This is a genomic window from Pseudomonas sp. UBA3149 (assembly GCF_002364655.1).
Lineage (GTDB): Bacteria > Pseudomonadota > Gammaproteobacteria > Pseudomonadales > Pseudomonadaceae > Chryseomonas > Chryseomonas luteola.
On record NZ_DEYV01000003.1, the window covers coordinates 90,818 to 104,816 of the forward strand.

General features: G+C 53.5%; 13 protein-coding genes. 5 read left to right on the top strand and 8 right to left on the bottom strand.

The features are described from left to right. Positions 1 to 80 precede the first annotated feature (80 nt). From B3729_RS01420 to B3729_RS01430, 3 genes are all read right to left on the bottom strand, one after another. A complete protein-coding gene (locus B3729_RS01420; RefSeq protein WP_286786851.1) occupies positions 81 to 1,037 on the bottom strand; it encodes a hypothetical protein in 957 nt (318 codons plus the stop codon). Positions 1,038 to 1,145: 108 nt separating this feature from the next. Next, the gene (locus B3729_RS01425; protein WP_286786852.1) at positions 1,146 to 1,547 is read right to left on the bottom strand and encodes a hypothetical protein; all 402 of its coding nucleotides are present in this window, start codon (positions 1,545 to 1,547) and stop codon (positions 1,146 to 1,148) included. A gap of 84 nt (positions 1,548 to 1,631) precedes the next feature. Continuing rightward, positions 1,632 to 2,081, bottom strand: a complete 450-nt coding sequence (locus tag B3729_RS01430; RefSeq protein WP_286786853.1) for a hypothetical protein — start codon at positions 2,079 to 2,081, stop codon at positions 1,632 to 1,634. A gap of 547 nt (positions 2,082 to 2,628) precedes the next feature. On the opposite strand from B3729_RS01430, the gene B3729_RS01435 reads away from it, so the two are divergent. Genes B3729_RS01435 through B3729_RS01445 form a run of 3 tightly spaced genes read left to right on the top strand, consistent with a single transcriptional unit; the run spans position 2,629 to position 8,306 of the window. Further along, the gene (locus tag B3729_RS01435) at positions 2,629 to 3,780 is read left to right on the top strand and encodes an efflux RND transporter periplasmic adaptor subunit (RefSeq protein ID WP_286786854.1); all 1,152 of its coding nucleotides are present in this window, start codon (positions 2,629 to 2,631) and stop codon (positions 3,778 to 3,780) included. Positions 3,781 to 3,783: 3 nt separating this feature from the next. Beyond that, positions 3,784 to 6,903, top strand: coding sequence for an efflux RND transporter permease subunit (locus B3729_RS01440; RefSeq protein ID WP_286786855.1), 3,120 nt, complete (start codon positions 3,784 to 3,786; stop codon positions 6,901 to 6,903). Between the two features lie 14 nt (positions 6,904 to 6,917). Next, entirely contained in the window at positions 6,918 to 8,306 is a 1,389-nt protein-coding gene (locus B3729_RS01445; protein ID WP_286786856.1) for an efflux transporter outer membrane subunit, read from the top strand. A 51-nt stretch (positions 8,307 to 8,357) separates the two neighbouring features. On the opposite strand, the gene B3729_RS01450 is transcribed toward B3729_RS01445, so the two are convergent. Then, complete coding sequence (locus B3729_RS01450; protein WP_286786857.1) at positions 8,358 to 9,011, bottom strand: response regulator; 654 nt, start codon at positions 9,009 to 9,011, stop codon at positions 8,358 to 8,360. Positions 9,012 to 9,013: 2 nt separating this feature from the next. Then, on the bottom strand, positions 9,014 to 10,477 hold the full coding sequence (locus B3729_RS01455) for a HAMP domain-containing sensor histidine kinase (RefSeq protein WP_286786858.1): 1,464 nt from the start codon (positions 10,475 to 10,477) through the stop codon (positions 9,014 to 9,016). Between the two features lie 183 nt (positions 10,478 to 10,660). Between B3729_RS01455 and B3729_RS01460 the strand changes: the two genes are divergently transcribed. Continuing rightward, complete coding sequence (locus tag B3729_RS01460) at positions 10,661 to 11,179, top strand: STN domain-containing protein (RefSeq protein WP_286786859.1); 519 nt, start codon at positions 10,661 to 10,663, stop codon at positions 11,177 to 11,179. 115 nt (positions 11,180 to 11,294) lie between these two features. On the opposite strand, the gene pgm is transcribed toward B3729_RS01460, so the two are convergent. From pgm to B3729_RS01475, 3 genes are all read right to left on the bottom strand, one after another. Further along, positions 11,295 to 12,959, bottom strand: a complete 1,665-nt coding sequence (pgm, locus tag B3729_RS01465; RefSeq protein WP_286786860.1) for a phosphoglucomutase (alpha-D-glucose-1,6-bisphosphate-dependent) — start codon at positions 12,957 to 12,959, stop codon at positions 11,295 to 11,297. Positions 12,960 to 13,198: 239 nt separating this feature from the next. Next, positions 13,199 to 13,345, bottom strand: coding sequence for a hypothetical protein (locus B3729_RS01470; protein ID WP_167517187.1), 147 nt, complete (start codon positions 13,343 to 13,345; stop codon positions 13,199 to 13,201). 93 nt (positions 13,346 to 13,438) lie between these two features. Beyond that, positions 13,439 to 13,633: a hypothetical protein gene (locus B3729_RS01475; protein WP_286786861.1), complete on the bottom strand. Its 195-nt coding sequence runs from the start codon at positions 13,631 to 13,633 to the stop codon at positions 13,439 to 13,441. Positions 13,634 to 13,807: 174 nt separating this feature from the next. Between B3729_RS01475 and B3729_RS01480 the strand changes: the two genes are divergently transcribed. Continuing rightward, positions 13,808 to 13,999, top strand: coding sequence for a hypothetical protein (locus B3729_RS01480; RefSeq protein ID WP_286786862.1), 192 nt, complete (start codon positions 13,808 to 13,810; stop codon positions 13,997 to 13,999).

Here is a 13,999-nt window from a genome sequence, read left to right on the forward strand (position 1 = left end):
TGGCGGCTAACGTTTGGTTAAGGGGCCAGCTTTAGCCGGTCCAGTGAGCGAAGCGAAGAGCTTGAACCACTTGTCAGCACCTAGCTCTGGTTTAACAAATTAAGCAAATTTTCATATTCTTCAGTTTGTATATCCGTAAGAAGTTCTTTTAACTTAACTGTCATTGTTGTTTGGATTTCTCGACCATTCTGTTTGTCTACATGCTTAACTACGTTAGGGGTGAAGCATTTAATTATTTCAATGAGGCCATTGTCATCTGTAATAAAGTTTGACCTGAGGTACGCACCGGCTCCATTACGTCCTAGTTGCTCAATCTCAAGCTTGATGCCTGCAAACCTAGTTATTAGCATAATGTCTGCTAAAGCGTTTTCGGCATCAAAATTCTGAGGATCAGCTTTGAATTTCATCAGCTTATTTGCAGCAGGGTTTCCGTAAAGGCACGCAAGCCCAATAGCAGCAATTGGGTGTTGCCTACTAAAATTGAAACGATTTGTTTGTTCTAAGATGTTTTTAGCTGTATTTAATCGTTGCTTAGATGATACAGGGTTGCCTAGTTTAAATTGGTCGTTTAAAACCCTTAAAAAACCCAAGTAATTATGTCGTTTTTCTTCAATGGGGTTACCTCTCAGCGCCCTGAGGAATTCCAAAACAAACTCATTGGATTCATATACGCGAGCATTCTTGAAGAAATCTCTCATGGCGGTAAGGTCAGATAGTATTTTTCTCTCTAATTCTTCGTCTGTATCAATGCCGCGCGAATCGCTGACCTTCTCCATTAATGCAAAAAGGTATGAAAAACAGTTGCTGGGTCTATCTAATTCACGAAGATATTTAACGACATTGGCTTTTCGAGGATTCCTCTCGAGGGAAGTGCTTGGGAGTTTTGTCGCGCTTACAACGCAAATATCTAGCAGGTATAAAGTAGGAATGCTTAGTGACCACTCCCTCATCATGCTGTGTTGTTCTGGTGTGAGCTGCATTTTAAGTGTTATTGAATCCCCTCCAGCAAACTCTTTAACTGTGTCTTCGCTGTCCATTTCTCACCTACAGACTTGCAGATTAATAGGGGCTAACGTTTGGTTAAGGGGCGGGCTTTAGCCCGTCCCAGTGAGCGAAGCGAACAGTTTGAACCATTTGTTAGGGCTTTATTGCTGAGGTAAAGGAACAGCAAGGGCGAAATGGTATAGCTGTTCAGGCCTTAGCAAAAGAGCGGCATTTATTTGCCAGTCGCACTCGTCATTAGAATTTGAACCGATATAAATTCGAAGGAAAATATGATTTTCGAATTCAGGCTCTGAGCTGACTGTAAAGCGCAGATCTTGGCAAGATGAGAGCCATTCGAGTGACTGACCTGTTTTTACAGACGCCGCATTAGCAAGAAAGTGTGCTAACTGGCCTGACTCTTCTGCAGACGGCTCATTTCCAGTCGTGATTTCGGCATGAAATTTAGTACCTTCAAGCCTGACGCTGATTATTTCATTTCCTGATTCTTGGCAAGAAGTAATGCTCAGAACTAAGCCATCCTCCTGCGCAACTATAGCTTCCATGACTAGCCCTAACGCTTGGTTATCGGACGGGCTTTAGCCCGTCCCAGTGAGCGTAGCGAACGATTTGAACCAGTTGTTAGGGCGTTAATCACTGCTGCTCCCTAGGAAAATCCAACGCTTACCTTGTGAGTGAATGTCAAATGAGAAATCCCAGTAAACTGGATATGCAGGGTGCCCCTCTGTGAAAGAAAAGGAGCAGACAATGCTTGCCTCATGTAGGCCTGCGCGAGAAAACAACACGTTAGAAAGCTCTATTACTTCTTGCTGTTTTTCTGCCAGATTTATTGGGCCAGAACTGCTGTCGCCTAGGTAACATAAAGACTCTAGGATTTCAGATCTTGCATTATTTGGCGTTAAAGTCTGAATATTTGCGATTTTAGCGCTTTTAGATATGTGCTTCTGTATGACTTGCTCAATGCTTAAGTCTGTGTCCAATGGGCCATACAGATTTAACCAAACCGCATAGTTAGCTCCGTATAACAGATGTTCGATTCTTAGAATCTCGTCAGCCCTGTTATCGTGCACAATTTTCATGGCAAACCCTAACTACTATTAGACGTCACGTGACGCATAACATACTGAACACATCTGACGCCTAACCTTCCTTGTCATTTCCATTTTCCTTTCTAGAGCGGGGCTTTCCAGGGAGCAGTGACGGTATAAGCGAGTTATACGTCATGCACAGGGCGGCACGGCTGCGGGAGCAAATCGAGCTCAGACATTACTCGATTCGCATGGAGCGCGTCTATTACAGGTAGGTTTAATTTTCAAGCAGAAGAAACGAGATTCAGTTCATACCCCTTCGCTTACACAGATGCTTATGCCAACGCTCCATGTCATAAGCATGCAGCATCTAAAGCCACTATTTGGCTTTTTCCAGCTTGGCTCAAAGCCCCAGTAGGGGTATCAACCAGCCGCTCGCCTATAGGTAAGTCATGCCGACTGGCGGTGTGAACTGTTTTTTAAAAGCCTGAGGGTAGACTTAAGGCGGAGGTCAAATCATCCATAAGGCGGGTGTCTCCCCTCTTCCCAGCCGCTACCTTGGCGCACATTTTTAGTTTGGAAAAGTGTGCGTCTACACATGAAATCGAAAGCCTTTCTGTATCTGGCTGTGCTGTGGCTAGCCGCCTGCAAACCTGAAGCGCCTACCCAGCCACCTGCAGCACCGCCGGTTGAGGTGGCAGTGGTAACGCTGAAGTCACAACCTGTCCCCCTGGTTGCCGAGCTTAACGGCAGAACCGTGGCCCATATGGAGGCTGAGGTTCGTCCACAGGTGTCAGGCATCATTACACAGCGCACCTTTGAAGAGGGAACACTCGTCAAGGCAGGGCAGGTGCTTTACCGAATCGAACAGGCGCCCTACCGTGCCTCGCTAAACCAGGCCAAGGCCTCGCTGGCGAATGCTCAGGCCACGTTGCAGGCCGCCAAGCTTAAAGCCGAACGTTACAGCGATCTGATCAAGATCGAAGCCGTCTCCCAGCAGGAAGCAGACGATGCCAAGGCCAGCTATCAGCAAGCTCTGGCTACCATTGCCGAGCGCAAGGCGGCGGTTGAGTCTGCACAGATCGACCTGAATTTCACGCAGATTACGGCGCCTATTGCTGGGCGGATCAGCAAGAGCAGCATCACCCCGGGTGCTCTGGTAACAGCCAATCAGGAGACCGCGTTGGCAGTTATCCGTACGCTGGACCCTATCTATGTGGACATCACTCAATCCAGCGCCGCGCTGCTCAGGCTCAAGAAGGCCTTGGGCAATGGCGTCGCCGCTGGCAGCACTGATGTCAGCCTTCGCTTGGAGGACGGCTCGCTCTATCAACATTCGGGAGTGTTGAAATTTGCAGAGGTTGCCGTGGATCAGGAGACCGGCTCTGTCACGCTTCGCGCGCTTTTCCCTAACGCTGAAGGGCTTCTTCTGCCCGGCATGTATGTGAGAGCCCTCTTGCAGGAGGCCGTTGCGCCTCAGGGACTCCTTGCGCCTCAACGAGGCATTACCCGAGATGCGAAAGGCAATGGCATGGCCCTGGTTGTAAACGCCAACAACACGGTTGAAGCACGTGAAGTGGTTACAACCCAGGCTATTGGTAGCAGTTGGCTGATTCAAAGCGGATTGGCGGAAGGCGATCGCCTCATCGTTGAAGGCACCGGCAAGGTCAAGGCAGGGGCGACGGTGCATGCGGTTGAGTTCAAACCGGCAGGTTCCGGTGAGGCTCGCGCCACGCAGCAGGGACAGTAACCGATGTTTGCACATTTCTTTATCAAGCGTCCGGTCTTCGCCTGGGTTATCAGTATCGTCATCATGCTTTTTGGCCTCTTGGCGATACGTACTCTGCCTATCGCCCAATACCCGGATGTGGCTCCCCCAGCCATTTCAGTCAGTGCCTCCTACTCCGGCGCCTCGGCCGAGACCATGGAGAACAGCGTTACGCAAATCCTTGAACAGCAACTCAAGGGGCTGGATGGCCTTCAGTCATTTTCCTCCAGCAGCAGCTCCACAGGACGAACCAGCATTACGGTGACCTTCAACCAGGGCATCGATCCCGATAACGCCCAGATCCAGGTCCAGAACAAGGTTCAGCAGGCACTTACGCGTCTTCCCTCCGAGGTGCAGCGGCAAGGCGTCTCGGTGACCAAGGCGCAGAATGATTTCCTGCTCATCATGGCCCTGTACGACGACACGGATCGTTCATCCTCTACGGATATTTCCGACTACATGGCCAGCAACCTGCAGGACCCTATCTCACGGGTTGCTGGTGTAGGCGATGTGCAAATATTCGGCTCTGAATATGCCATGCGCATATGGCTTGATCCTTCGAAGCTGGCCACCTATGGATTGATGCCCTCTGACATCACTGCCGCTGTGCAGGCACAGAACACTCAGGTTTCTGCTGGGCAGATTGGCGGATTGCCTTCTCCACCGGATCAGGAGCTCAACGCCACCGTCACCGCACAATCGCGACTGCGTACACCCCAGCAGTTCCGGGACATCATCTTGAAGAGCGATTCGTCAGGCGCGCATGTGCATTTGGGCGATGTGGCTCGGGTGGAGCTGGGCAGTGAGAGTTACGGCATTGTCACTCGCTTGAACGGCCATGCTGCTGCAGGACTTGCAGTGAAGCTTGCACCTGGAAGCAATGCACTTTCTACAGCCGAAGGCGTAAAGGCGCTGGCACAGGAGCTGTCCAGTAACTTTCCTGAAGGCTACCACCTGGAATTCCCGCTCGACAGCACGGAATTTATCAAGCTTTCAGTTCATGAGGTCATCAAGACACTCTTCGAGGCCATTGCCCTTGTCGTCGTGGTGATGTTCATTTTCCTGCAGAGCTGGCGCGCAACCCTTATCCCGGCGATTTCCGTTCCGGTGGTGCTGTTGGGCACATTCGGCGTGCTATGGATTGCAGGATATTCCATCAATACGCTCACCCTGTTTGGCGTGGTGCTGTCCATTGGCCTTCTGGTAGACGACACTATTGTGGTGGTGGAAAACGTTGAGCGCTTGATGACGGAGCGCAAGCTGTCTGCCCTTGACGCCACCATGGAGTCAATGACGGAGATCAACAGTGCGTTGATCGGGATTGCCATGGTGCTGTCTGCCGTTTTTCTACCCATGGCTTTCTTTGGCGGGTCGACAGGGGTTATCTATCGGCAGTTTTCCATCACTATCGTAGCGTCTATGGTGCTGTCGGTGTTTATTGCACTGACACTCACACCCGCCCTGTGCGCAACATTACTCAAGCCAGCCGAGCATCAGGCGCAGTCTGGTTTCTTTGGCTGGTTCAACCGCACCTTCAACAAGAACCTCAACCGCTATGAGCATGGGGTAACGGGCGTACTCAAACGCCCGGTACGGTTCATGCTCATTTATGGATGCCTGGGTGCTGTGCTGGTTGTGCTGTATCTGCGTTTACCCAGCGGCTTTCTACCTACCGAAGACCAGGGCTCGAACATGGTGCAGTTTACCTTGCCGGTCGGCGCCTCCCAGAAGCGCAGTCTGGAGGTTGGCAAGACCATTGAGCGCCACTATCTGGAAACCGAAAAGGACAACACCAAAGCAATTTTTACCATTGTCGGATTTGGCTTTGGCGGAAGCGGCCAGAACACAGGCCTTGCGTTTGTTGCCCTTAAAGATTGGAGCGAGCGCACCGATGAAAAAGACCGGGCCGATAGTATTTCCAACCGCGCCATGGCCACCTTTTACCGTTCCCGCGATGCGCAGATCTACGCCCTGACGCCACCTGCGATCCAGGGCCTGGGCCAATCGGCTGGCTTCACGTTCCAGCTACAGGCATCAGCCACAACGGACCGTGCTCAGCTCCTGGGCTTTCGTAATCAGCTGTTAGGGCTGGCCGCAGCAGAGCCGTCCCTGGCAGCCGTTCGCCCAAGCGGCCTGGAAGAAACTCCACAGCTCAAAATCGACATTGATCAATCCAAGGCGGTTTCCAGCGGGCTAGCGTTGAGTGATATCAACTCGACGTTAAGTGCCGCCTGGGGCAGTACCTATATCAATGACTTTATCGACCGGGGTCGCGTCAAGCGGGTGTACATGCAGGGTGACGCCCCGTTTCGCTCGCAGCCTGATGATTTGTACCAGTGGTATGTGCGTGGTCAGTCCAACGCGATGACACCTTTCTCGGCCTTTGCCACTACGCATTGGGAGCGCGGCCCGGACAACCTTGAACGCTTTAACGGCCTTGCCTCATACGCGATTCAGGGTCAGGGTGCTCCGGGTGTCAGCTCGGGTGAAGCCATGGACACCATGGAGCGTTTGGCCAGCCAGTTGCCCCAGGGTACGACCTTTGCCTGGAGTGACCTGTCCTACCAGGAGCGCGAATCCAGTGGACAGGCCATTCGCCTCTATGCCCTGTCCATCCTGATTGTCTTTCTCTGTCTGGCGGCCCTGTATAACAGCTGGTCGATTCCCTTCTCGGTGCTCATGGTCATTCCGCTGGGTATTGTCGGCACCATTCTCGCGGCTACCTTGCGAGGGCTGGAAAACGATGTGTTTTTCCAGGTTGCGCTCATTACCACCATTGGCCTGGCTTCCAAGAACGCTATTCTGATCGTCGAGTTTGCCGAGGCGGCCGAGCAGCGCGGGCTTTCTATTTGGAATGCTGCGCTTGAGGGTGCTCGCTTGAGACTTCGCCCGATTGTCATGACCTCGCTGGCCTTCATGGCAGGTGTGCTGCCCCTGGCCGTTGCTACCGGTGCAGGCGCCAACAGCCGCATCTCCATCGGCACCGGCATCATTGGCGGCACGCTTACTGCAACGGTGCTTGCGATCTTTTTCGTACCGCTGTTTTTCGTGCTCGTCCGCGGCCTCGCTATCCGCTTCCAGAAGAGCAAGACCCCATCCACTTAGCAGGAGACACCGTGATGCGCCTAAGATGTTTAGCGCTGCTCATACCGATGGCTCTGCTTGGCTGCACTCTCGCTCCCACTTATGAGCGCCCCGCCGCCCCGGTTCCTTCGACGTGGCCGCAGGGAACTGGCCACACGCCCTCTGTGCAAGCCTTTGTGCCAACCACCTGGGAAGCGCTTGTGCTGGATGCCGATCTACGATCCGTTATAACACTTGCGCTAGCCAATAACCGGGACCTGCGCAAAGCGGCGGCCAATATCGAGTCGGCTCGGGCGCAATATCGTCTGCAGCGCTCCGAACTCTGGCCCCATTTAAACGCCAGCGCCAATGCTTCACGCTCCCGTACTCAGGTTGAAACGTTGGGCCAAAAACAGACCGTCTATAGCAAAAGTGTTTCGGCAAGCGTTGGGCTTAGCGCCTACGAGCTGGATTTGTTTGGACGCGTGCGGAGCCTGTCCGAATCAGCGCAGCAGAGTTTGCTGGCTACAGAAGAGGCTTCCCGCGCCACCTATATCAGTTTGACTGCCGAAACAGCCAATGCCTACCTGACGCTCGCGTCTGACCGGGCGCAACTGAGGATCTCGGAGGAAACGCTGGAAAGTGCCGGCCGCACGGTCAACCTGATCCAGGGGAGACTCTCGGTAGGCATCGCCTCCCGCGTAGACTTGCGGCAGGCCCAGACGATCTATGAACAGGCACGCGCGGATATTGCTAACTACCGGACGCTTGTCGCTCAGGACCGCAATGCACTGGAACTGCTGGTCGGACAGACCCTGGACGATGCGGTGCTACCCCAACCCTTGGAAGCAGATAAACCCCTGTTTGCAGAGGTCTCGCCTGGACTGTCTTCCGATGTCCTGCTCAGGCGCCCGGATGTGCTTCAGGCCGAACACAACCTGTTGGCAGCCAATGCCAATATCGGGGCTGCTCGGGCAGCATTCTTTCCGCAGCTGAGCCTTACCTCCTCCGTAGGCTTGAGCAGTAACGGGCTGTCATCGCTGTTTTCAAGCGCCAACAAGGTCTGGTCGTTCATGCCCTCTGTTAGCATCCCGATCTTTACCGGTGGCGCCAACACAGCCAACCTGAACTACAGCAAGGCCCAGCGGGACTATTACGTCGCTGACTATGAGCAAAGCATCCAGACCGCTTTTCGTGAAGTGGCTGACGCGCTGGCCAGGCGCGGCACCCTGGAGGAACAGCTTTCTGCGCAGGCGGCCCTGCTGGAGGCTGCCAGCGAAAGCTATCAGCTCTCCGATGCACGCTATAGACGGGGCATTGACACCTTTCTGAATGCGCTTGATGCGCAACGTACGCTCTACAACGCCCAGAAATCGCTGATCAATGCCCGTCAAATCGCGGAGGAAAATCGCATCGAGTTGTACAGAGTGTTGGGTGGTATCTGATAAACAAAGGCCCGGCCGAATACCGGGCTGGGCCTTTACTAGACTGCGCTTTCAGGACCCATGATGCGCCATCAATCCTTGCTTCCAGGCGAAGGCAACGGCTTCTGTACGATCAGCCAAGTCGAGTTTGGAGAGCAGGCTGCTAATATGGGACTTCACTGTTTTCTCACTAATATTCAGTGCAGTAGCAATGCGCACGTTACTGCCCCCTGAAGCAAGCTCGCGAAGCACATCAAGTTCACGCTCGGTCAGTTCCTTGAAGGGATCAACCTTGGGCTCGCGAATTCCCCTGACCACCTTGAGAAGCTTCGAGGCGATAAAGGGATGAATAATGACCTCACCTCGCGCGATCCGGCGGATCATATCAATCAGCTCATCACCCAGCATCGTCTTGACCAGAAAGGACTGAGCGCCTGCCTCGATGGCAGCAAAGGCCAACTCATCTTCTTCGGTAGAACTCAGGACAGCTATCTGGCTACCCGGACTTACCTCCAGCAGTCGCTTGATGGTTTCCACACCGCTCAACCCTGGCATCATCAAATCCAGCAAGACAAGCTCAGGCTTGGACGCCTGAGCGAGCTCAATCGCTGTCTGCCCATCTCCCGCCTCGCCTATCACATCGAACTCGCCGGTAATGTCGAGCAGACTGCGGATACCCTGTCTGACAATGGCATGGTCATCAACCAGCAACACGGTGGTTTTCATCATTACCCTTCTGTGGGCTTAAAGGAGACTTCAACGGTGGTTCCCTGGCCGGGCTCGCTGCGAATATCAATACGCCCTTCCAAAAGCCAATGGGCTCTTTGACGCATATTGCCTAGGCCCATTCCCGAGCTGGTGTGCCCTGGATGAAAGCCTTGACCATCGTCCTCGATTTTAAGAACAAACCGCTCCTCCTGACGAACGAGGGATATCCATAGATGCGAGGCGTTGGCATGTCGAAGTGTGTTGGTTGCCCCTTCGCTGGCAATCAGGAGCAGCTCAGTTGCAACCGCATCTTCTTCCTGTAGCCGGTGCATCACCTCTTCTTGAATATCGACAGACCACTCAATGGTGCTGCCTTCAAGGAGGTTTGCCAGATTCTGCTTCAAGGCGCTATCCAGACCTAGCTCAGCCACCGTAGGCGCCGAGAGGCGATGGATGACATCGCGCATGTCTCGTTGAAGATGCTCAACAAGCTTGAGTGATGAGTTGGCCAGCTTGCTCTGCTCGGGATGGGTACTGCACAGGCGGCGTAAGAGGCTGAGCTGCAGCCCTAGGGCGAAGCACCGCTGCTTTGCGGTATCGTGCAGTTCGCGGGCCAACCGACTGCGCTCATCCTGCGCAGCGATAGCCTGCTTGACCTCAATCACACCTGCTACCGCATCAGCCATATGATCGAATCGCTGGGCCAGCCGGCCAAATTCATCATGTCCCTCATCGTTGATACGCATATCGAGTTGGCCCTGAGCCCAAGTATTGGCTACCTGCTCGGCATGACGAATTCTATTTAGCAGGAAGAAAGCCAGCAGCAGGGCCGTGCAGCAATTGCTGATCAGCATGTAGGGCCAAAGCCAACCGAACTGACGGCTCGTATCCGCCCAGAAGGCCTTCCATGGATCAAACCCTTCCATACCCAGAACAAGCCTATCCGCCTCTTGTGGTATCTGAGCAACCGCCGTGCTAAACCAGATATCACTGGCCGTACGCGTCTCATCGCTTTCAACCTTGATACTGTTACCCTGGCGGCTAACTGTCTGCATTCTGGCTTGAAGCGGCTCCGTCAGTTTGGCGGGGTAATGACATTGCAGCCCCTGCTCATTGCGGTACAGCGCTGCAAGACGCCCCTTCCCAAGAGACTGGCTAAAACTATTACCAGCCTTGCCTGTTAATACACCAGAACCAAAGACACGATGGACCAACAATTCAAGCAGTGCCTGGCAGCGTTCAGGCGTAGCGGCGGCTTGCAACAGCTCAGCCACCACCCTGCCCTCTACCGCAACACGGTCGTGCAATTTATCTTCACTTAGCGCCTCTTTAAGCTCAACCTGACTTTTCCAGGTACCGAAGCCGATGATTGCAACTGTAGAAGAACCAGAGATCACGAACAGACTGACAAAAAATTTGATGAACAGTCCGCCCAGCCATCGCTTGGGCGTGAATAACGAGGCGAGCCTGGAGAGAGTAAGCAAGGAGGGCGTGAATCCTGATCATCGGGTTATATGATCATTTTGCCATGAACCCTTCGACAGCGCCTGCGGCCTATCAGCTGCACAGTGAAGATTGGAGAATCTCCTCGCGTTAAGACGTCAGGCTTTGCCTTTAGGGATGGAAGTAGGCAAGACTCTATTTTTCTATCTACTGCGTAGGAAACCATGAAGATTTTCCTGTCTGGATTAATGACTCTTGGCTTGGCGTGCCAAGTTGCTCAGGCGGCCTGCCAGCGAGAGGCCACTGATTTTAATTATCCGTCTCAGCGTTTGGATGAAGCATTACAGCAGCTGGCTCATAGTACCGGTTGCCCTGTCACGGTGGACCTTGCCCCTTTCGCAGACCGGAAGGTGCCTGCACTGCATGGCCGCTATACACCTGAAGAAGCGCTGTGGCAGCTAATAAAAGGAACAGGACTCGAAGGTTACCCTACGGCTGATGGGCTGGAAGCGAATACCCAGGAACAGGATGCCGTCGGGGCCAAGGCACAGGCTGTACGTAGCCTTATCAATACCCAAAAAGGCTCGATTACCAAGGCCAAACAGCAGCATTACGAACAGCAAATCAAGGAAGTGGAAACCAACGTAGCAGCCCTGGCTCGCCAGCAAGGCTTCATCAGTGCCGGGGAGCGCAGCTCGTTTCATCGCAGCCTGGACGAGATGCTCAACGAACTGAAGCGCTAGGTCATCTAGCCTATCCAGGTCGCTTTGAGAGCAGGCAGCTGACTTCTATTTCAGACGCCTGCGGGCCTATAGGGAGAGAAGGCTGCCTAGGACTTTTTACCCAGGTAGCCTTTGATCAACCTGCCAAGACGCTATCGACCAGTGCTTTGGCCTCTTCCTGGATGCGCTTGAGGTGCGCTTCGCCCTCAAAGCTCTCAGCATAGATTTTGTAGACGTCTTCAGTACCGGAAGGACGTGCAGCAAACCAGCCTTTTTCAGTCACAACTTTGAGGCCACCGATCGCTGCACCATTGCCAGGCGCCTCGGTCAGGATCTGTGTAATCGGCTGACCGGCCAGCTCGCTGGCAGTTACCTGTGAAGCGGAGAGCTTGCCTAGCTTGGCTTTCTGCTCGCGATCAGCTGCAGCATCGATACGCTGATACACCGGCGAACCAAACCGCTCGGTCAGGGCCTGATAACGCTCACCAGGATCCTTGCCAGTAACCGCCGTGATTTCAGCCGCCAGCAGTCCCAGGATGATGCCGTCCTTATCGGTCGACCACGCACCGCCAGTCTTGCGCAGGAAGGATGCGCCTGCGGACTCCTCACCACCAAAACCAAGGCTTCCATCCATGAGGCCATCCACGAACCACTTGAAGCCCACTGGCACCTCGACGACCTTCCGATCGATACCCTGAGCCACACGGTCGATCATGGAAGACGACACCAGTGTTTTACCGATACCCGCGTGAGCGCTCCACTCGGGACGGTGAGTAAAGAGGTATTCGATCGCTACCGCCAAGTAATGGTTGGGATTGAGCAGCCCGGTCGAACGCGACACGATACCGTGGCGGTCATGGTCGGTATCACAGGCAAAGGACACATCGAAACGGTCCTTGTTTTCAATCAATCCAGCCATTGCATGGGGCGAGCTGCAGTCCATACGGATCTTGCCATCCCAATCCAGGCGCATGAAGCGGAAGGTAGGATCGATACGGGTCGACAGGACTTCAAGCGGCAAACCAAAACGCTCGGCAATGCGCGTCCAGTAGTGCACGCCTGCCCCGCCCAGAGGATCCACGCCAAACTTAAGGCCCGAATGCTTGATGGCTTCGATATCGATGACCTGATCAAGGCCACCCACATAGCTTTCGATAAAGTCGAATCGCTGCGTCGTTGGCGCTTTCAACGCACGGGCATAGTCCATGCGCTCCACGCCCTTCAATCCTGCCTTGAGCAGCGCATTCGCACGCTCCTGAATCCACTTGGTTACGTTGGTATCGGCCGGACCACCATTGGTGGGGTTGTATTTGAATCCACCATCGGCAGGCGGATTGTGTGAAGGCGTAATGACAATACCGTCAGCCAGGCCGCTGGTGCGGCCTTTGTTGTATTCGAGAATGGCATTGGAGATGGCGGGCGTTGGCGTATAGCCGGGCTCGCCCTGGGTCTCAGCACAGCCTGCATCGATACTGGTCTCAACACCATTGGCAGCCAGCACTTCCAGTGCTGAAACAAAGGCAGGTTCGGACAGTGCATGGGTATCCATGCCGACAAAGAGCGGACCATTTACGACCTGCTCTTTTCGGTAATCACAAATAGCCTGGGTAGTTGCCAGGATGTGCCACTCATTGAAGCTGACCTTCAGCGATGAACCGCGATGCCCGGATGTACCAAATGAAACCTGCTGCGCCGGATCATCAGGGTTGGGCCGTTCACTGTAATAGCGCGACACCAGGCGCGGTAGGTTGACCAGGGTATGCTCATCGGGCAGGCGTCCTGCGTTAAGGTCGATGCTCATCTGACGTTCCTTTGATGGATTGAAATTACTGCCTCAAGTAAACCATGCGGCGATTCAAGAAGCATTCGAAAGCGGTATGACACTGGTGGGTGTCATTCATTCGCGCTTCGACCCAAGCACTACCACCTAGGGTTCCCTTTTCGTTTCGCTTATGTGCTGCGGTGCTCGGAAATAAGCAGTGAAAACGGCTCGCCAAAAGAAAACCCGGCATTAGCCGGGTTTTCGATAACTGTGTTGCGTTACAGCGGATGATCTACCTCATCATCACCAAGCGGATTATCAGGAATGATATCGGGACGCAGTGGATCGAATACGTCACTGCCAATGCCCGCATCGTCCGGCACCACAGGATCAGAGCCTTGTGCAGTTAAAGGCGTATTGCTCATACAGACTCCTCCATTTATAGCCATTAGCACCAGGCTTTGGAGGTATAAATCCACCCGTTGTTTATGCCGGTCATCCGAACCTTTTACAGCAGATTAAAGGTGGGTATAGATGTAACGGGCCGTCATCACAAGCGCTGTCACTCCAACCATAATCCCGATAAGGCCAGACAATGCCAGTGCCGAAAAATGATAGAGATGACTCGGTGCACTGGCCACGATCAGTATCGTCGAAACACTGATCAACGAAACGATAGGCCCCACTGTCAGATAGCGTTTGAACACTGCCATGAACATGCCTCCCCAAGCAGCTCTGCAGACAGGCATCGTTGATAACACGGAATTATGAAGGCTATAAGTCATCACCAGACGGTTTGCCACTCGCGCCGGTCGTCAAACGACGAAAGGTATAAAGTTTTTCTGATCCCGACCGACAACGCAGCCACATCAGTCAAGTAGATCCCTATGAAAAAGGTCAGCCAAACCTTGCGGACTCAAGCGTCCATCATCGAGGCCTATTGCGTTTTGGAAGAGGAAGCTCGTCAGCATCCCGAGCTACGCGTATTCCTGCCTGAACTGCTTGATCTAAACGAACAGGCCTGCACGCTCATTGAGCGCTATATGGCCAAGGCAGCCGTTAAGGAAGGTCTGAAGTAG